The following is an 18,728-nucleotide window of genomic DNA, read 5'->3' on the forward strand; positions in this document are numbered from 1 at the left end:
TGTCATCTTGCAATTTAATCCAGTAAAATTTATCAGTTTAAATCAGTATAAAATAGCTAAAAATACAGCTTGATTTTCACATTAAATTAGTAAAAGTAAAATAGTTTAGCAAATTAAATCAGCCAGGGACTTAAAAAAAGCCCCTGTAATCTGATAAATATTTTTCACTTTAAAAAGTGTCTTTTTCACAGGCTTTGAAGACAATTTCCTGGTTTATCTGCTCTGCTTTAAGCTGAAAGCCTAAAAGCAGTGAATCAACTGCAATATTGTTAATTAATCTGGGCAGTCCTCTCGATCTTAAGGTAATTGCCTCCAGAGCCTGAGGTGTAAAAACTGGATGGTTTGCTCCAGCTAGTTTAAGCTGGTGTTCAACATATGCTCTGACTTCATCCTTGTTTAGAGGTGTCAGCTGATACTTCATGATTACTCTCTGATTTAAGGACTGGTTCTGATTTAAATTGAGTTTTGTCATAAAGTGTGAAAGTCCTGAAAGAATAAGGATAAATGGATTCTGAGAATCCATAGCAAAATTAAATAATATCCCGAGATCATTTAGAAATTTGTTGGGAGCAAGCTGCATCTCATCTAAGATAATGATTGGTGTAATCTTTTTCTCATTGTAGAATTTTAAGATAGCATCCTGAACCTGATTAAAGAGATCAACCTTTCTAAATTTAGGTTCTTCACCCAGGCCAATGGCTATGCCTCTGTAAAAATCCATTACTGAGCCTGTAGATAAGGGGAAATAGATGACCTTAAATAATGATGGATTAACACTGTCAGCCATAGATCTCAGGGCAGAAGTTTTACCACTTCCAGGTTCACCAATAATGACAGCAATGCCTCTTGTTTTTTTAAGATAGTCAAGTCTGGCAGAAAGTTCTTTTAAGTTTTCAGACTGGTAGAGATCTTTAGTTTCAATCTCTTTTTTAAATGGATTATCTGATAAAGAATAAAAAGATTTATACATTTTTGCTACCTCCTTCAGTCATTTTAGCAAAGGAGATAGGATTACCTCTTTTAGCATGAGCATTATCAGCCATAATCACAGGCTCAGCCTTAGTAATACATTTACCATTTTCATAAAGATAAATATTATCATATGTTTCTTGATCAAAGCGGATCTTAACCTTTTTGCCAATATAGACAGGTGGCACCTGATAGAGTTTAGAATTAACAGATATAGTTCCATCATGTCTAACTTTTCTCTGAGCTCTTTTGAGAAAAAGCAGCTTAAGTTTTTCAGGATCATCATAGGTCTTAACCTGACTAATCTGGGACATGTATTTATCCAGAGGAGTCATCTTTAGCGAAGAGTGCACTTTACGGTGATAATCTTTTTCCAGCCACTTAAAAAAGCTTTTGTTCAGCTTATCCAGGGAAGATAAATCATCATCAGTTAAAAGAGGTAAAAACCTTTTTCTGACAGTTAAGTAAAACCTTTCAATTTTGCCTTTATCAGCAGGTGAATACGGCTTAGTGTGAATCAGGGTAATACCTAAAGAAGCACAGGCAAAATGGAGATTATCACTGCGATAGACTTTACCATTATCAACATAGAGGAGTTTGGGGATGCCTCTTCTCAAAATGGCTTCAGAAAGTACCTGCTGCACAGCAGAAAACTTTTCTGTTGCTAAGAATTTGGCATAAGTAATAACCCTGGAGCAGTCATCAATAAAGGCAAAGAGAAAAGTCTTAACCTTTTTGCCATCAAGGTTGAGATAGGGTCCATACATCTCGTCTCCCTGCCAGAGCATATTAACCTGATCATAGGCAAAACGGCGTCTGTTTTCTTCTTTGCGGGGAGAGTTGACCAACAGGTTCTTCTTTTTAAGAAAGCGATAGACAGTAGAATAGGAGGCTTGAGAGGGCAGCATTTTCTTTTCAGTAATCAGCTGATCATAGAGTAAAGAAACAGACCGATCAGGATGATCTTCTCTAGCTTCTAAAATAACTTCCTTAAGTTCTGGAGTTAAAACACGACTTTTACCTCTGTCGTTTCTGGGTTTGGGTTTCAGCCCTTCAAAACCACCTTTGCGATAGGCTCTAACCCACATGGATATGGTTTTTGGTGAGTATTCTCTGACACCATAATAAGGGACATTATGTTTTTTAGCAGCCACCTTTGCCAGATATTCGTTCTGTTTTTTCACCTGTTTATTCAGGATAGGTGAAATGAGGGAAAAGCGAAATAGAGCTATCTGTTCTCTGTCATTATCAGTCATCAAAATCAGCTCCTTTAAGCTTGAATTTTAGCATTTAAGAGCAAAATTGTTCTTAAACTGCTGATAATAACATTTTAATCAGAAAAATAGCTCTTTTCTAGTGAAAGCTTTTGTGTTTAAAAAAATAGTTCCAAAACTTTAATCATTATGGTATAATTAAAGTGCCATAAAGCATTGATTAAAGTGATCCTGATACTCTTTTGAGAGTATCTGAGCGTCGGAGCTCCAAATCATTTTAATTAGTTTTGTGGCTTTTTTTATTCTTGATAATTTAAAGGGGATCAGTGAGTGATATTTATCTCTGAAAAAAGCAATTAGACCAGGAATATTGCAGGTAAACCTGTGTAGATAAAAATATACTGCTCGTTTGTAAAGAAGTAGTTTTTTCTGCAGCAGATATTCTTTCATACAGCAGACAATATAATTTAGAGATCTCTGAAATCTAGGGAAGAGAAAAGCTGGAAGAATGGAAACAGTTTTCTTACAGTGCTGGCATTTGTATCTTCTAATTTGTATCCAAAAGCATTTGCCATCGATGGTGATTACATAGCGGTGGTAAAATCCATGTTTAAGAAGTTTATCATGGCAGTGAGGACATTCTTCAGGGTGAGGAAAATTATTATTCTGGCCGAGCTCAGAATATTTTTTTACAGGTATTTTAAAGTCATGAATGATTTGCATCTGATCACACCCTAAATATTCTGACAATATTTTATCAGATTAATTTAGGAAAAGAAAGTGCTTGCTTTAAATTATTTTGATTAATATTTATCGTTTTCTAGTGGATTAATTTGATAGATAACATTGTACATAGCCATTTTCATCAGCATCAGGATGTTCAGGCCGATACTCTAAGCGAAAAGGAGATTGATCTTCAGCAATTTGCTGCACTTCTACCCCATCTGAAGCAAGCTGATCATTGCTGCTTAAGCCCATAATCTCTGTTAATTTTTCTTTAAAAACAGGAATTTTTCTGCGATAAGTTTCCCCATTTTCATCACGGGTAGTTTCTGCATTGGCAATATTAGAAGATATTGTATCCATTCGCAATCTCTGCGCAGTTAAACCTGAAGCACTAATATCTATACCTTTAAACATTAAGCTTTACCTCCTTGTTGAATGACTTGATTTAAAAGCGAAAAATGGCCAGCGGCTCTTTTTGACATAACATTATAATAAATGCTATTCTTAGCCAGCTCAGCCATTTCAACATCAATATCAACATTATTCCCATCATTACGATAACTGCCATTATTAGAATTAGCAGAGTTAAAATTTCCTAAACTATTATTAAATTTAGAGGTAGTTATGTGGGCAGAGTTAGTACCTGCAAGACCAATTGTATTGGTTGATTTATTAATTTCATTTTTTAATGCCTTTTTAAAATCTAAATCCTGCCTTTTATATTCAGGTGTACTTACATTAGCAAGGTTATTAGAAATTAATTCACTTCTTAAGGCGGAACCATCCAGAGCCCTGGTTATTATATCCAAATTTTCCATTAAATTCACCTCCTATAAGCAAAAAATCTACAGAAATACTATAGATTTTATTAAACAAGCAACAAATTAAAGAACCTGACAACCTGGCAACCTGGCAATCTTGACAAATGTTTTAGACCCATGGCTTTGCGTCACTGGTTTTCACCAGTTTTGCCCAATATTCATTTCGCTTACGGTAAATTACCAGAATAACCAGTATAAAATCTATTAAATATATTAATTAAAATACAGTTAATTAAAATATTTTTTTCACTAAATCAAACAGCTTAGATTAGTTTTTTTAAGGACTCCATAACTCTATCTTTTTTAAATGGTTTAACTATAAAATCCTTAGCTCCCATTTCTATAGCCTGGATAACAATTTTTTGTTGTCCCATCGCACTGCAAACTACAATTTTTGCTTCCGGATCAATGTCTTGAATAGCTTTTATGGCTTCCAGACCATCCATAACCGGCATTGTAATATCCATTGTAACTATATCAGGTTTCAACTCTTGATATAACTCAACAGCCTGCTTACCATTTTCGGCTTCACCGGCTACTTCAAACTCATCTTTTAATATATTTTTCAAATTCAATCTCATAAACGCTGCATCATCAACTATTAAAACTCTAGGCATTGAAAAATTACCCCCCTCTAAATAATATCTGCTATTATCACTATAATAACAGAAATGATTTTCTTTTACAATAAATAAATAACACTAATTTACAAATTCACAATTTGTTTACTTATTTATAGATTAATTAAATAACAATCAAATCACGATTAAATGATTTAATTTCAACTCGTCCATCATCTAAATAGAAATACATGGAACGTCCATAATCCTTGCCAACATCACTTCCAATTAATTTTATATTTTCATCTTTAAGTATTTCTTTTACAGCTGTAATGTTACGTTTGCCAATCTGCATTACAGAATCACCACTTTCAGACTTAAACATTCCAGCTCCCCCAACTATTTTAGCAGAAAGCCTCCTTTGACTGGCCCCTAAATTAACTACTTCTTCAATTAAATATGGAATCCCGGTATCAGCATATTTTACAATGTTCTTGCCACCAGGATTTTTAGGCAGCATAATATGAACTAGGCCACCAACTTTTGCAAATTTATCATAAAGAGCAATTCCTATACAGGAACCAAGTCCGAGTGTGGCTAGGAGAACATTTTTGTCCCCAATGGCATGATCTGCCATTTTCACTACCACTTTCTCTAAAGATTTTTCCGGACTAGGCAATACTACCACCTACCAATCTGGCAAATAGAATATCAAGTGATTCTTTTTCAGGAATAAAGAAATAAAATAATTCTAATTTTTCCTGATCAGCAACAAATTCAGTTTCTAGTAAAATAATATAGTCTTCAGTCTGACTATAATCAATAACTGAAGAGCTTAAAACAGCTCCTGCCATATCATAAGCCATTGCTGGTACACTCTGATCAAGATCAAGAGCTGTAAAATCATTAATCGCTTTTAAATAAGCACCACTTAAAATATTGCCTAACTCATTTAAGGCTGAATTTTGCATATCTTTATCTGGCAAATCATCAGTCCCAAATATAAGCTTTAACATTCTTTCTACAGTTTCCATATCAATCACTAATAAAATTTTCCCAGATATTTCCCCTTTAAAATTTATCATAATACAGGCAATATAGTCTTCCTCATCACCAGTAATTGCTGGCAGTTCCTGAATATTAATTAACTCAACTTCAGGTACAGACATATCAATCTTTTGGCCTATCATTCCTGAAAAGGCTGTTGCCGCATTACCTGCACCAATGTTAGCTACTTCTTTTAAAATGTCTTTTTTATTATCATCAATATTCATATAATAATCCTCCCAGCAATAAAATAATTAATCTAGAAATAAAGAGTTATAGTATTAGTTGCAAGTGCAAACTCATTATTAAATAATATCTAATTTTTAGCCAAATTACAAGGACTATAGGATAATTATTTTAAAAAAATTTCAATTATAGGCAAAAATTAATCTATAGTTATCAAATTGAGGCTAAATTGATCCAGAAAAATAAAGTTAAAGTCTAATTAGCAGATTAGAAAACTATTGAGCAAAAAGAGTTTTTTCAAGATCAAGTAAGATTAAAAGATGATCTTCATCTCTAGCACATACTCCAGTTAAATAATCCTGGCGCAAACCACTTTCAACATCAGGCGCCGGGGTAATACTGTCCTCTTTTAACCAGACAATTCCTTCTATATGGTCTACCCTGATGCCAAGCAACAAGTCTTTAACTTCCACTGTGATAATTCTTTTTTCATCTTTTTCATAATCATAACTTTCCTGTGTTATATCAAAACGACTATGCAAATCAACTACAGGCACTATAATTCCCCGCAAATTAATTACCCCAACTACATGTTCTTCTGTATTAGGAACATTGGTTATCTGAGCTGATTTGATGATCTCTCTTGTATATTCGATCTCAATCCCATACTCTTCTTCACCAATATTAAAAACTACATATTGCGCCTGACCAGTTTTTTTATTGTTTTTAGCTTCTTCTAGTGATAATTGTTGTTCAAGATTATTATCCATCATTACACCTCACTTTATGAAATTTTGAATTCATCAATCAGCTCTTTTAATTCAACAGTCATTTCAGTTAAAATATTTACAGTCTGATTAAGATTTTCCATTGATTCAGACTGCCTCTGTACTGACTCAGAAATTTGATCACTATTTGCAGCTTGTTCTTCAGTAACTTTGGAAATATCTTTACTACCTTTAGTTAGTTCCTTAACTGAATTAGCAGTTTCTTTTACCTGAGTAACTACTTCTCTAATTTTAACGGTAATATTATTAAAGGCTTTTCCTGTTTTAGAAACAGAGTCAACACCTGTTTTTATTTGCTCATTGGTATTATTAATGACAGCTACCGTTGACTGAATTTCTGTTTGCAAATTATCAACCAGACCTTTAATCTCATCAGTAGATCCTTTAGTTTCTTCAGCCAGTTCTCTAATCTCATCTGCTACTACAGCAAAACCTCTCCCAGCTTCTCCAGCCCGGGCTGCTTCAATAGCTGCATTTAAAGCCAATAAATTAGTTTGTTCTGCAATAGCAGAAATCATATTAACAATTCCATTAATTCGACCAGCTGATTCATTCAAATTATCAATCTTAGCAATTGAATTTTGTGATGTTTCCATAACTGCTTCCATTTCGTTTTCAGTCTTTTTCATTTCATCAAGACCATTTTCAGCTAAGTCATTAACTTGATCAGTATAATCAGTTATTCCCTGCACAGTATCATTTATTTCCATACTTGAAGAAGCAAACTCTTCTGCTGAAGCTGCCACTTCTTCAATTGAAGCAGAAAACTCTTCTACTGAGGCAGCTACATTATCAATTGAATGAGAAGTCTCAGACGTTGTAGCCTTCAATTCTTCTCCAGTCTTTTCAGTTTTAAGCGCTGAATCACTAATATTAATAACTAGCTTTTTAATATTTTCAACCATCAAGTTAAAAGCAGAAGCTAATTCGCCAATTTCATCATTATTTTCAATTTCAACTTTTTCAGTTAAGTCACCTGCAGCAATTACCCTGGCTGAGTCTCTTAATTCTAAAATAGGATTAGCTATATAGTTTGATATATAATAAGCTACTACTACTCCAATTATAACAGCAATCAGCCCAATTAAAAGGCTCATATAACGCATAGTTCTAATTGGAGCCATTACATCAGAGTTTTTAGCCTGGATTGCCAGAGTCCAATCTATATTGTTCAGTGGCGCAAAAGCAACTCCCCTTTGTGTACCTAAGAAATCATAAAAATCAATTTTACTTTCACCGCTCTTTAAATCACTATAAAGGGCTTCAGTATCACCAGAACCTGCTGTATACAGCTGCTGATTACCTTGATATTCTGGATCAGCTCCAGCTATAGTAAAATTATTGTAATTAATAATAAAACCTGATCCCTGACCATTTATATCCATTTTAGTGCTAAAATCATTAAATATACTTAATGGTATTGAGCCCCCAAAAATCATATTAATCTCATCATTAATTAAATAAGGCTCAATAATTAAAATTCCTTTTTCATTAGTTCCAGGAATATTAGTTGGATTACTAAAAAATATTTTTTTGCTATCTAAAGCCTGCTGAAAAATTGGGCTTTGAGAAAAGTCAACTTCTTCATCAGAATTGGTAGTGCTCATTTGTCCATTAAGATCAATGACAAATAACGATGATAAATAGGGATGTTCATTAACTATTGTCTTAAAATGCTCATTATTACCCATATTATAATAAAGTTGCCTTGCTAATTCAGTATCTAAAGTAGCTCTACTATCAAACCAGCTGTGATCCAGATTTTTAATTGAGCCAACACTTTGATTAATCATCATATCAAGTCGCCTGGCATTACTTTCTACTTTATCCAGAGCTGCCTGATAAATACTGTCCCGTAATATTGAACGAGATTGAAAATAGGTGAAAACAGATGATAAGAGAATCAAAACTAAAACTAAAATACTAATAATTAAAACAAGTTTTGTTCTAATGCTTTGCCAGTTAATTTTGTCGATGCTGAGGTCCATCTTTAAATCTCCCCTATTATATATAATTTTTAATTACTAAATTTAAGCAACAATATCTCTAACATCAATTATTAAAGCGACATCACCATCTCCGATAATTGTAGCTCCACTAATGTAATCAGTATCCTGGAGATAATTACCCAAAGATTTAATTACTATCTCCTGCTGATTTAATAGTTCTTCTACTATTAGACCAATAAAGCGATCCCCACTTTTTAAAATCACAACCGAAAGATCTGTTTCTGACTTTTTATAGGAAGTAAGACCTTCATAACCAAAAATATTAGCAGCTGAGACAAGTGGAATTGTGTTTTCTCTTAAAACTATTACATCTTTACCCCTAACCTTTTTAATGTTTTCTGGACTAATTGTTAATGTTTCACTAACTGAATTAAGTGGAATAGCAAAAGTATCACCATCAACTTTAATCATTAAAGCCTGAGTAATAGCAAGAGTCAACGGCAGAGAAATAGTAAAAGTACTGCCTTTGCCAAATTCGGACTCAATACTTATTTGACCATCAAGTTTTTTTACAACATTACGGACAATGTCCATTCCAACTCCTCTTCCAGAAACATCAGTTACTTTAGCAGCAGTACTAAAACCAGGATGGAAAATAAAATCTAAAATATCTCTTTTTTCCATCTGTTCTAATTCTTCTGCACTTACTATATTCTTTTCAATTGCTTTTTGGCCAATTTTATCAGGGTTAATACCAGCCCCATCATCTTTAACTTCAATAATTATTTCACTGCCTTTTTGGTAAGCTCTAAGCTCAATTCGCCCTTCTTCTGGCTTACCCTTTCCCTTTCTCACTTCTGGTGTTTCTACACCATGATCAATTGCATTTCTCAATAAGTGAGTAAGCGGATCAGATAATTCATCAATTATAGAACGATCAAGCTCTGTTTCCTGACCTTCCATAACAAAATCAATTTCTTTATTCATTTTATTTGAAAGATCCCTAATCATCCTTGGAAAACGACTAAACATAACGCCAACTGGAACCATTCTAATCTGCATAATGCTGTGGTGCAGCTCCATTGTGACTCGATCAAGTTGGGGCATAATTTCATTAAATTTAGAACGCTGAATATCAAGCGATTGTAATCGAGTTTTATTAATCAATAACTCTCCTACCATATTAACAAGTGTATCAAGTTTAGAAATATCTACTCTAACAGTAGAGCTATTTTGAAAACTGTTAATCTTATGCTCAGCATGTAAACTTTTTGCTTTTTGTTCACTCTTCTTCTTTGCTAATTCAGCTTCTTCTAATTCATTAAATTCATTTATCTCAGCACCAGAAACTTCGGCTAGCTCTTCTTTGAATTCCTCAGTTGGCAACCAACTTAAAGCATAAATATCGATTGTATCTACCCCAGATTCAGAATTTTCGATCTCATCTTTATCAGGAACAGATTTGAATAATTTACCAACTTCTTCAATCTTTTTCAAAACCATGAAAGCTCGTACACTCTGAAAATCCTGATCATCCATAACTACCTGCAGATGATAAATTCTCTCTTTATCCTTCTTATCTTTTAATAACTTATCTTTTTCATCATCTGTCAAATTAAGTTTAAAATCCCCTGCAAGGTTGTTATCACCTGCATTAGAAGCATCAGCTTTATCATCAGATTTTTCGCTAGATTGAGTGTAATTAGCTAATTCTTCAATAAAACCTTCTAAATTGATATCATCTGGTTCCTTACCTTCATGTTCTTTAATTTTATCAACCAAAAATTGAATATTATCTAACCCCTGCAGTAATAAATCAATAAAATCTGTTGTTACTTTTAATTTCCCACCGCGGACTCGATCCAGCATATTCTCCATTTTATGAGTCAGCTCAGTTAAATTTTCAAAGCCCATTGTAGCAGCCATTCCCTTTAGTGAGTGAGCAGCTCTAAATACGGCATCAATTGTTTCCTTATCTTCTGGATTATTTTCCAGAGTTAGAATACCATTATTTAATATTTCAACGTATTCTTTGGCTTCATCAAAAAACATATCTAAATAACCGTTATCCTGCATTTATTTCCCCCCTAGTCTTTATTCTAATGTTTTATAAGCTTAGCTCTTTTCATCAAAAAATTTAGCCTCATATTTTTCAGGGTTTAAATATCCTTTTATACTTTTTTCTCGATTATAAAGAGCAATTAGAATTTCTTTTTGTTCTTCCTTTTTATTTTCCAGATTAGCCATATTTTTATTCTGCAGTTCATTTATTTTGCTAACTAAATTTTGCAATTCCGTTTTTTTATCCTGCAGTTCTGTCTGAGAACTAACCTCAAAAGCCAATCTTCTAAAAAAATCTTTTAACTCAATCTGATCAATTTTATTGATTAAAATATTTTTTTGTTCAATTATCTCTGCTAAATCTTCGTAATTATCTTCTGCAATCAAATCAGCTTCTTTTTCGACACAAAGTTTTAAGTCTTGATATAAGTCGAATAATTCAATCATTTCAGCCCTCCATCTTGAAACTTAAACACCAATATTTACTTTATTTTGTTTATTAGTGCCTTCCTGAACAACAATTTCTTTATAAGTTGCAAAAAGATCTTCAATCAGGGGAATTACATTATCGAGATGTTCTGTCTTTTTGCTAAGATTTGCCTGCAAAAGTTCATGATAAATAAAATCATAGAGATTTTCTAATTGATCTGCAATCTCTCCCCCCTCTTCTTTATTTAAGGTATTTTTTAACTCTAATATAATATTTTGGGCCTTAATTATATTTTTATGGCTTGCTTCAATTTTTCCTGCTTTTATATCATTTTTTGCCAATTTCATAAACTTAGCAGCACCTTGATAGAGCATTAACAAAAGCCGACCAGGACTTGCTGTCTTAATCTGCATTTGTTTATACTGGTTAGCCCTATTTCCCTGCATAATTATTACCTCCTATAAATATTTTATAATTTTTAGATTTAAATAGCAATTAATCTTTAAAATTAAATTTAATTTTATCTAATTTTTCTATTAATTTCTTATTTTCCACTGCAGCAATATTTTCTTCCTTAACATCATCAAGTAATTCTTTCCGCATAATTTCTATCTGACGTGGTGCCTCTATACCTAGTTGTACTTTGCCGTTTTCAATGCCAACAATAGTTATTTCTATATTTTCATCAATTACTATTTTCTCATTTAGTTTCCTGCTAAGTACCAGCATTATTGACTCACCTCTGGCTGAGCAGCAAATAATTTATATCTAACCTGATAACGCTTGTCATCAAGAATAACCTGTTTACCAAGTTTTGCGGCTAAATTAATCACCAATGGAGCTGATAAATTAGCTGTACTCATTTCTATTTTATCTTTTAAAGTTATAATATTTAAAATTAACAAATCAGAAATAGACTTTATTTCTAAGTCTTTTTCTACCCGGTCACTGATTTCAAATTCATAATTAGCAATTAAATTACCTGGTTCAACTGTTACAAAAGCAATGTCTGAATCATCAACAGATTGTAAAATAATAAAAGGTGAATTATCAGCAAAAGGCAGTAAAATAAACCTGGTTAAATTATTAAATCCTGGTAGAGAAGATTTAAATTTAATTATATCACTTTTTTCTATTTCTAGCTTACCAAAATCTCTAGTCATGATCTCCATCTAAATACCCCCAGTTAAAAATAGTAATCTTGCTTAATTTTCAAGCCGTAAAATTAATTTTAGGGCCAGGTAAATAGCCCAAAACCAATTCTTTTTGATCGTTATACATTATTTCTGCTGCTTGATCAGCAATTGAGTAATTTTGAAAATCACTTAGTTCATCACCAGTTGAAGCATAAAAAGCTGCAGCTTCAAGAGCAGCCTCATTTCCCTGCTCAGCAAATTTATGAGCACTATCCCGGAGGTTATAATAATGCATTGTCTGACGAAATGGATAACCATCAATTACTAGATTCAATTTATTTATCATTTTAATAAATACCTCCTCTATACTTTATTATCGATATTTAAGTAAAAAAGTTAAATTGCTAAAATTTAATTAGTGCCAATTAAAAGCGATTAACTTTTCTTTTTTAGTTAAATTACCTTCTTATTACCTTATATACCAAATTAAGATAAGCATATTATAATTAAAGGTATTTAATAAGCAAAGTAGAAATTATAATTTAAGCTTAATTTATTAATTATAAATTTAAAAATAAAATAGTAGGTGAAAATAATAATGAAAAATAAATTTTTAATGATATTATTAATTTTTATTTTGCTTATAACAAATAGTTTAATCAGCCTGGCCCAGGGTAATTATAATTTTGCTAACTTAAAAAAATTAAATTATAAAGTTATAGCTATTTATCCCCATGATCAAACTGCCTTTACACAAGGGTTTGAATTTAAAAATGGTCATCTCTACGAAGGGACTGGTCTCTATGGTAATTCTTCACTTAGGAAAATAAATTTAAATAACTATCAGCTGCTTAGAGAAATAAAACTTAACTATACTTATTTTGGTGAGGGAATTACATTATTTAAAAACAAAATCTATCAATTAAGCTGGAAACAACAAACTGTTTTTATTTACAATAAAGATTTCAAGTTAATAGATATTAAAAATTATCAAGGTGAAGGTTGGGGTTTAACAAATGATGGTCAGCAAATTATTATGAGTAATGGTAGTAATTATTTGTTTTTTCGAAATCCTACTGATTTTAAAATAAAAAGAAAAATTAAAGTTCATTACCAAAAACAGTCATTTGATAACCTAAATGAATTAGAGTATAGTAATGGTTTTATTTTTGCAAATATCTGGCAGCAAAACTTTATTATTAAAATAAATCCTCAAAACGGAGAAGTAGTTGCTTATCTTGACTGCAGTCAATTAGTTAAAAAAGCTGCCCAACAGAGCAAACAAAATATAAATGTTTTAAATGGAATTGCTTATGATCAAAAAAATGATGAATTTTTAATTACTGGTAAGCTCTGGCCCCAAATTTTTCGCTTAAAAATAACTGAATAAATTAATCAGTATTTAAGATCTGATACACTTTAGAATTATTATACTCACTATAAGGTTCTTCTGACTGCAGTCTATATAAAATATTTTTGCTGGCTTCTAATTTACCAGCTCTATTTAACATTAAACCTAGATTATAAAGAGCTTCATCATAATAATTAGTCTCAGGATATTCACTTAAATAGATCCGATAAAAATGTTCTGCTTGTTCATAATTATACTGTTTTTCATGGCTCCTCGCCAGCAAAAACAAACTTTCTCTTCTCAAATAATCTTTATCTGTTAAATTAAAAATACTGGTGAAAATAGCAGCTGCTTCATCATAAATTCCATTTTGGAAATTTTCCATTCCCAAATTAAATAACTGCTGTTCAGTATTTGCCTGTCTAAATTCTGCAATTTTTTCTGCTTCTCTTTTAGTCTGTTCTTTTTTTAATAATTTTTGCATAATTTCAAGTGAAAGTATTTTGCTTTCTGCCTGATAATCCATTAAATTAAGATTAGAAATTTTTGTAGAGATACTATTTGCAGAACTGAAATCTTGTTTTACAGACTGGTTTTGTTGCTGACTATTAGATTGCAAATTTTGTTGATCTTTATTATTTACCTGCTCTTGACTTGTAATTTTTGCTCCCTGTATAGCAGCTGTATTATTAGCAGCTTCCTGTTGTTCTAATTGAGAAAAATTGTTTTTTAACCAGCTGAAAGGACTTGCTCCACTCTGATTTATAAAAAAAGCAAACAAAGAAAAAGCAAGTACAGCTGCTATAGCAATGCTTCTTTTATTAGTTTTAGAATTAAAATTAAAAAAGCTGCTATTTTTATCTTCTGCCTCACATTCTAAAATATAATTTTTAATATTTTTATTACCACTATCAAGTTCATAAGCTTGATAAAAGTATTTTAGAGCTTCCTGATATTTCCCTTCTCTTTTATAAAGCAGACCTAAGATAACATAAGGTTCTATTAATTCATCATATTCTTCAATTAACCTTTTTAAAAATTTGATTTTCCTACCCTGAGCAGTATCTTCATTAAATAATATTTTTCTATATTCATCTCGCAGTTCTTTAAAATCTTTTTTTGTTATTAATTCTAAATAATCTCGTGCTTTATTATCACTATTTTTTAGAGCAAGACTTTTTCGCCAAGTTTTTTCGGCTTTATCAAAACGACATTTAAGATAATAAGCAAGTCCTAATAAATTTAAAACAGCAATATTTTTAGCATCAAACTTTAAACATAACTTTAATTCAGTTATTGCTTCTGAAACATTATTATTTTTTACTAATTCAACTGCATTTTGATAATGCAAATTATTTTTATTCATTAATAACAACCTTTCTTATTTGATAGCTTAAGTCTTTTTTTTATTTTATCACATTCCAGACAAACTGCAAAGAAAAAGAAGGCAGCAAAATGCTGCCTTCTTCCATAAAAGATTTATTTAACTTTTTTAATAAAGATATATTAAGCACTTTCTCTTCTGTTTAAAACATCAATCATTACAGCTAGTATTATAATAAACCCTTTTACAATCATTTGATAAAAAGTATTAATCCCCAGCAAACTCATACCATTATTGATAACTCCAATAATGATAGCTCCAATTACAGTACCAGTTATGGTTCCTACACCACCCATAAAACTTGTACCACCAATAATTACAGAAGCAATGGCATCAAGTTCAAATCCATCACCTAAGTTAGGTGATGCACCATTTAGGCGAGAGGCAAGTAAAATACCAGAAGCCGCACTTAAAATACCTGTGATTACAAAAACCATTGTCTTAGAACGCAAAATATTTATACCTGATAACCAGGCTACTTTTTCATTACCACCAATAGCATAAAGCTTACGTCCAAATCTTGTTTTCCGTAGAGTATAAACTCCTGCCATTACAATTACAGCAAAAATTGCTACTGGAATCGGAATCCCCTGATAACCAATGAAAATGAAAACTCCAGCCAAAAATCCAGCAATACTTAAAATAATTCCACCGGTTAAACGAGCCTTATTTCTTACTTTTTCTCCATTTTTATACTCAACACTTGTTTTGAAAACAGCAATAATACCTAAAATTAGAGCTACTAATAGTACAATTAAGGATGGTAGTTTAGCAATATAGCCACTACCTATATCAGCAAAAGTTGTGTTAGTTACAGGAACAGAAACTCCCTGAGTTAAAACAAGGCTTAGTCCCCGAGCAATAGTCATTACACCTAAAGTAATAATAAAAGGGTGAATATCAAATTTGGAACTCATAAAACCATTGAAAAAACCTAAAACCCCTCCGACTCCAACTAAAGTAATCAAAATGGCAAGCCACATACCAAAACCTGCCTGCATAAGAAGAGTTACCGAAACGGCAGCTAATCCAACAATTGAACCTACTGAAAGGTCAATCCCGGCCAGTAGAATTACCATTGTCATTCCAACAGCTATAATACCATTAATTGTAATTTGTCTAACCAGATTAGTTAGGTTTCTTGAACTCAAAAATGATGATGATAAAAAGCTTAAGATTATTATTAAAAAGATTAAAGCAATAAAAGTTCCATTATTTTTAATGAATTTCTTCAAATCTATTCAACTCCTTTATTTCCGGTTGCATATTTCATTATAGTTTCTTGATCAGCTTCCTGACGAGTTAACTCAGCTGTTTTTTCACCTTCAGACATAACTATAATCCGATCACTCATCCCCATTATTTCTGGAAGTTCAGAAGAAATCATAATTACAGTTACCCCCTCTTCTACCAGCTGGTTCATCAAACGATATACTTCTACTTTAGCTCCAACATCAATTCCCCGGGTTGGCTCATCTAAAATTAACACATCCGAATTAGTAATCAGCCATTTCCCGATAACCACTTTCTGCTGGTTACCCCCACTCAGTTTTTCTACAAAAACATCCAGCGAAGGTGTTTTTATATTTAATTGTTTAACATAATTCTCGCTTGTTTCTTTTTCTGCATTTTTATCAATTGTAAAACTGCTGCTAAATTTTTTAAGAGAAGGTAAAGTCATATTCATTATTAAATTTTTATCAAGCAAAAGCCCTAATTCTTTCCTATCTTCTGTTACAAGTGCTATCCCACTTTCAATTGCATCTGCTGGTGAATTTATGGCTAATTGATTTCCATTTAAAAAGATTTCTCCAGTCCTCTTTTTGCCATAGACACCAAAAATAGCATTGACTAACTCGGTCCGGCCTGCCCCCATTAAACCTGAAATACCAAGTATCTCACCTTTATAAGCGGTAAAAGAAACATCATCAACTAGATTTTTATCAGGATTAAAAGGATCAGGCACAGTTATGTTCTTTACTTCAAGCGTTTTAGCTCCCCGCTTAAATTCTTGCTTTGGAAAAAGATCATTAATGTCTCGCCCTACCATACGAGCTATTATTTCATCTAAAGTAACTTCAGAAATTTTAATCTTATCACCAATAGTTGCCCCATCTCTTAACACAACTACTGAATCTGCTATTTCTTCTATCTCTTCCATTTTGTGAGAGATATAAATTATCGAAACTCCACTTGCACGCAGTTCATTGATAACAATAAACAATTCTTTAATCTCAGATTCTGTTAAAGCAGAAGTAGGTTCATCAAAAACTAAAATTTTGGTATTTAAAGAAAGAGCTTTTGCTATCTCTACCATCTGCTGTTTTCCAACAGTTAAATCTCCTAACTGCATTCTAGGATTTATATCCATATTTAGTCTAGCCAAAACCTTTTCTGCCTGCTGGTAAAGTTCTCTCCACTTTATTCCACCAAACTTACCAAGTGGCTGCCGATCAAGATAAATATTTTCTGCTACAGATAAGTCAGGCAATAGGTTCAATTCCTGGTGAATAATTCCAATACCTGCTTCTTCTGCTTCTCTAGTATTCGCAAAGCGAACTAATTGATCTCTTAAATAAATATCTCCTTCATAACTTGGATAAGGCCAGACCCCACTCAACACCTTCATTAAAGTTGACTTGCCAGCTCCATTTTCTCCTACTAAAGCCAAAATTTCTCCTTTTTCCAGAGTAAAATTAACTTTATCAAGCGCTCTTACTCCAGGAAAATCTTTAATAATATTTTTCATTTCCAGAATCTTTTCAGACATCTATTTTACCTCCAGAATAGATTATTGACAAAGCAATCCCATCCGCAAATGGATGGGATTGCTGTTAATTTTAAGAATTTCTTATAATAAGCTTATCAACTAATTATTCTTCATCCTGAAAAATATCTGCTGCATCATGATAACCAGCTGCAACAACTGTTTCTTCAATATTATCTTTATTAACAACTACAATTGGAGTAATTACAGTTGGAACATCAGTCTGACCATTATTTACATAACGATCAATATTAATTACATCCTCAATTTTTTTATCAGGATTTTTAGCAAGTGAAACTGCTACCTCAGCTGATTTATAAGCTAATGGTTTTATTTTCTTGAAAATCTCTACTGTTTGTTTACCCTGAGCAATATATCTAATATTTAAAAGATCAGCATCAGATCCAGCTACAAATACCTTATCAGAATCTGCCATTCCCTGAGCCTCTAAAGCTCTTACTGCACCAGAAGCAAGTCCACTATTATTAGCTACAACAGCATCAATATTATTATTATATTTAGTTAAAGCATTTTCAACAGTAGCCATTGCTAAGTCAGGTGACCAGCCTTCATGGCTTTGATCAACAACTAAGTTTAAGCCATCGTATTCAGCTACTGTATCAAGAACTCCCTGAGAAAAAGCATTAGCATTAGAGTCACCTGGTTGACCTCTTAAAAGAATGACGTTACCTTTTACTTCACCACGATGTTCCTTAAACCATTTTACCATTGCTTGACCCTGTAGTTCTCCAACAGCCCAACTGTTTTGAGTCAAAAATACATCCACATCACTATTCATGATTAAAGAATCATAGTTAACAACAGCTACACCAGAATCATGAGCCATCTTAACCATATTACTGGCAGTACCTGTGTTTACAGGTTGCAAAACTATTACATCTGCTCCTTGAGTTAACATATTTTCAAACTTAGAAAGCTGGATGTTTTCATCATTATTAGCAGAATCAAAGATTACCTCATCTGCTCCCAATTCATTTGCTTTTTCAATAAAAGCATCTCTGTCTTTAATATAGCGTTCTTCCTGCATAGTTTTCAATAAGAAACCAACTTTAATTAAACCGTCATCTTCTTTCTCATTATCACCTAAAAGATTACTCAGCCAACCACCCTGTGCAAAAGCGGCTGCTGACATTGAGGAAACGAGTAAAACTACTAACAATAAAGTAAAAAATTTTTTCATGATTTACCCCCTAATAGTTTTCTCAATGTGAATCGTTATTTACTTAAGCGAATTTCATAATACGCTTAATTTAGTTTAATTCAAAAAAATATTGTCTGCGAATCATAAAAATAAGCCTTTTAACTTGAAATAGTAGAT

20 protein-coding genes, 1 pseudogene and 1 riboswitch are annotated in these 18,728 nt (G+C 32.2%); of the genes and pseudogenes, 1 reads left to right on the forward strand and 20 read right to left on the reverse strand.

Translation table 11 applies throughout. The features are described 5' to 3' along the window. Window positions 1-169 precede the first annotated feature (169 nt). The 16 genes and pseudogenes from BMZ74_RS12560 to BMZ74_RS12635 all read right to left on the reverse strand — a co-directional run bounded on the left by BMZ74_RS12560 (window position 170) and on the right by BMZ74_RS12635 (window position 12,233). Window positions 170-970 carry an ExeA family protein gene (locus BMZ74_RS12560; protein WP_089862564.1) on the reverse strand — a complete coding sequence of 267 codons (801 nt, stop codon included), beginning with the start codon at window positions 968-970 and terminating at the stop codon, window positions 170-172. After that, window positions 963-2,225: a helix-turn-helix domain-containing protein gene (locus tag BMZ74_RS12565; protein WP_089862565.1), complete on the reverse strand. Its 1,263-nt coding sequence runs from the start codon at window positions 2,223-2,225 to the stop codon at window positions 963-965. Before BMZ74_RS12565 ends, BMZ74_RS12560 begins: the two co-directional genes overlap by 8 nt. Window positions 2,226-2,381: 156 nt before the next feature. Then, window positions 2,382-2,933, reverse strand: a complete 552-nt coding sequence (locus tag BMZ74_RS12570) for a DUF6431 domain-containing protein (protein ID WP_177181447.1) — start codon at window positions 2,931-2,933, stop codon at window positions 2,382-2,384. Between the two features lie 96 nt (window positions 2,934-3,029). After that, window positions 3,030-3,323 (reverse strand): annotated as a pseudogene (gene flgC / locus BMZ74_RS12575) (flagellar basal body rod protein FlgC); the annotation flags it as partial. Next, on the reverse strand, window positions 3,323-3,727 hold the full coding sequence (flgB, locus tag BMZ74_RS12580; protein WP_089862568.1) for a flagellar basal body rod protein FlgB: 405 nt from the start codon (window positions 3,725-3,727) through the stop codon (window positions 3,323-3,325). The pseudogene flgC and the gene flgB, both read right to left, overlap by 1 nt. An 82-nt stretch (window positions 3,728-3,809) precedes the next feature. After that, window positions 3,810-3,892: riboswitch (cyclic di-GMP riboswitch) on the reverse strand. Window positions 3,893-3,993: 101 nt separating this feature from the next. Next, window positions 3,994-4,347, reverse strand: coding sequence for a response regulator (locus tag BMZ74_RS12585; RefSeq protein ID WP_089862569.1), 354 nt, complete (start codon window positions 4,345-4,347; stop codon window positions 3,994-3,996). A 127-nt stretch (window positions 4,348-4,474) separates the two neighbouring features. Next, window positions 4,475-4,969, reverse strand: coding sequence for a chemotaxis protein CheD (locus BMZ74_RS12590; protein ID WP_218142083.1), 495 nt, complete (start codon window positions 4,967-4,969; stop codon window positions 4,475-4,477). Continuing rightward, window positions 4,962-5,564 carry a chemotaxis protein CheC gene (locus BMZ74_RS12595; protein ID WP_089862570.1) on the reverse strand — a complete coding sequence of 201 codons (603 nt, stop codon included), beginning with the start codon at window positions 5,562-5,564 and terminating at the stop codon, window positions 4,962-4,964. The genes BMZ74_RS12590 and BMZ74_RS12595 overlap by 8 nt, the downstream gene beginning before the upstream one ends. A 234-nt stretch (window positions 5,565-5,798) precedes the next feature. After that, window positions 5,799-6,293 (reverse strand): chemotaxis protein CheW, encoded by a 495-nt coding sequence (locus BMZ74_RS12600; protein WP_089862571.1) that lies wholly within the window; start codon window positions 6,291-6,293, stop codon window positions 5,799-5,801. A gap of 14 nt (window positions 6,294-6,307) precedes the next feature. Continuing rightward, window positions 6,308-8,299 (reverse strand): methyl-accepting chemotaxis protein, encoded by a 1,992-nt coding sequence (locus BMZ74_RS12605; RefSeq protein WP_089862572.1) that lies wholly within the window; start codon window positions 8,297-8,299, stop codon window positions 6,308-6,310. A gap of 42 nt (window positions 8,300-8,341) precedes the next feature. Next, a complete protein-coding gene (locus BMZ74_RS12610) occupies window positions 8,342-10,336 on the reverse strand; it encodes a chemotaxis protein CheA (RefSeq protein WP_089862573.1) in 1,995 nt (664 codons plus the stop codon). Between the two features lie 39 nt (window positions 10,337-10,375). After that, window positions 10,376-10,768 (reverse strand): hypothetical protein, encoded by a 393-nt coding sequence (locus tag BMZ74_RS12615; RefSeq protein ID WP_089862574.1) that lies wholly within the window; start codon window positions 10,766-10,768, stop codon window positions 10,376-10,378. 21 nt (window positions 10,769-10,789) lie between these two features. Further along, a complete protein-coding gene (gene fliS / locus BMZ74_RS12620; RefSeq protein ID WP_089862575.1) occupies window positions 10,790-11,197 on the reverse strand; it encodes a flagellar export chaperone FliS in 408 nt (135 codons plus the stop codon). Window positions 11,198-11,246: 49 nt separating this feature from the next. After that, complete coding sequence (gene csrA, locus BMZ74_RS12625) at window positions 11,247-11,480, reverse strand: carbon storage regulator CsrA (protein ID WP_089862576.1); 234 nt, start codon at window positions 11,478-11,480, stop codon at window positions 11,247-11,249. Further along, on the reverse strand, window positions 11,480-11,923 hold the full coding sequence (gene fliW / locus BMZ74_RS12630; RefSeq protein ID WP_089862577.1) for a flagellar assembly protein FliW: 444 nt from the start codon (window positions 11,921-11,923) through the stop codon (window positions 11,480-11,482). The genes csrA and fliW overlap by 1 nt, the downstream gene beginning before the upstream one ends. 40 nt (window positions 11,924-11,963) lie before the next feature. Continuing rightward, entirely contained in the window at window positions 11,964-12,233 is a 270-nt protein-coding gene (locus tag BMZ74_RS12635) for a DUF6470 family protein (RefSeq protein WP_089862578.1), read from the reverse strand. Between the two features lie 252 nt (window positions 12,234-12,485). Between BMZ74_RS12635 and BMZ74_RS12640 the strand changes: the two genes are divergently transcribed. After that, complete coding sequence (locus tag BMZ74_RS12640; protein WP_089862579.1) at window positions 12,486-13,277, forward strand: glutaminyl-peptide cyclotransferase; 792 nt, start codon at window positions 12,486-12,488, stop codon at window positions 13,275-13,277. 1 nt (window position 13,278) lies between these two features. Here BMZ74_RS12640 and BMZ74_RS12645 read toward each other — a convergent pair whose 3' ends face one another. From BMZ74_RS12645 to BMZ74_RS12660, 4 genes are all read right to left on the reverse strand, one after another. Continuing rightward, window positions 13,279-14,604, reverse strand: a complete 1,326-nt coding sequence (locus BMZ74_RS12645; protein WP_089862580.1) for a tetratricopeptide repeat protein — start codon at window positions 14,602-14,604, stop codon at window positions 13,279-13,281. Between the two features lie 140 nt (window positions 14,605-14,744). Next, on the reverse strand, window positions 14,745-15,857 hold the full coding sequence (locus BMZ74_RS12650) for a sugar ABC transporter permease (protein WP_089862581.1): 1,113 nt from the start codon (window positions 15,855-15,857) through the stop codon (window positions 14,745-14,747). A gap of 2 nt (window positions 15,858-15,859) precedes the next feature. After that, entirely contained in the window at window positions 15,860-17,392 is a 1,533-nt protein-coding gene (locus tag BMZ74_RS12655; RefSeq protein ID WP_089862582.1) for a sugar ABC transporter ATP-binding protein, read from the reverse strand. 103 nt (window positions 17,393-17,495) lie between these two features. Further along, entirely contained in the window at window positions 17,496-18,590 is a 1,095-nt protein-coding gene (locus BMZ74_RS12660; RefSeq protein WP_089862583.1) for a sugar ABC transporter substrate-binding protein, read from the reverse strand. Between the last annotated feature and the right edge of the window lie 138 nt (window positions 18,591-18,728).

The sequence above is a fragment of the Halanaerobium salsuginis genome, from assembly GCF_900114545.1.
Taxonomy (GTDB): Bacteria; Bacillota; Halanaerobiia; order Halanaerobiales; family Halanaerobiaceae; genus Halanaerobium; species Halanaerobium salsuginis.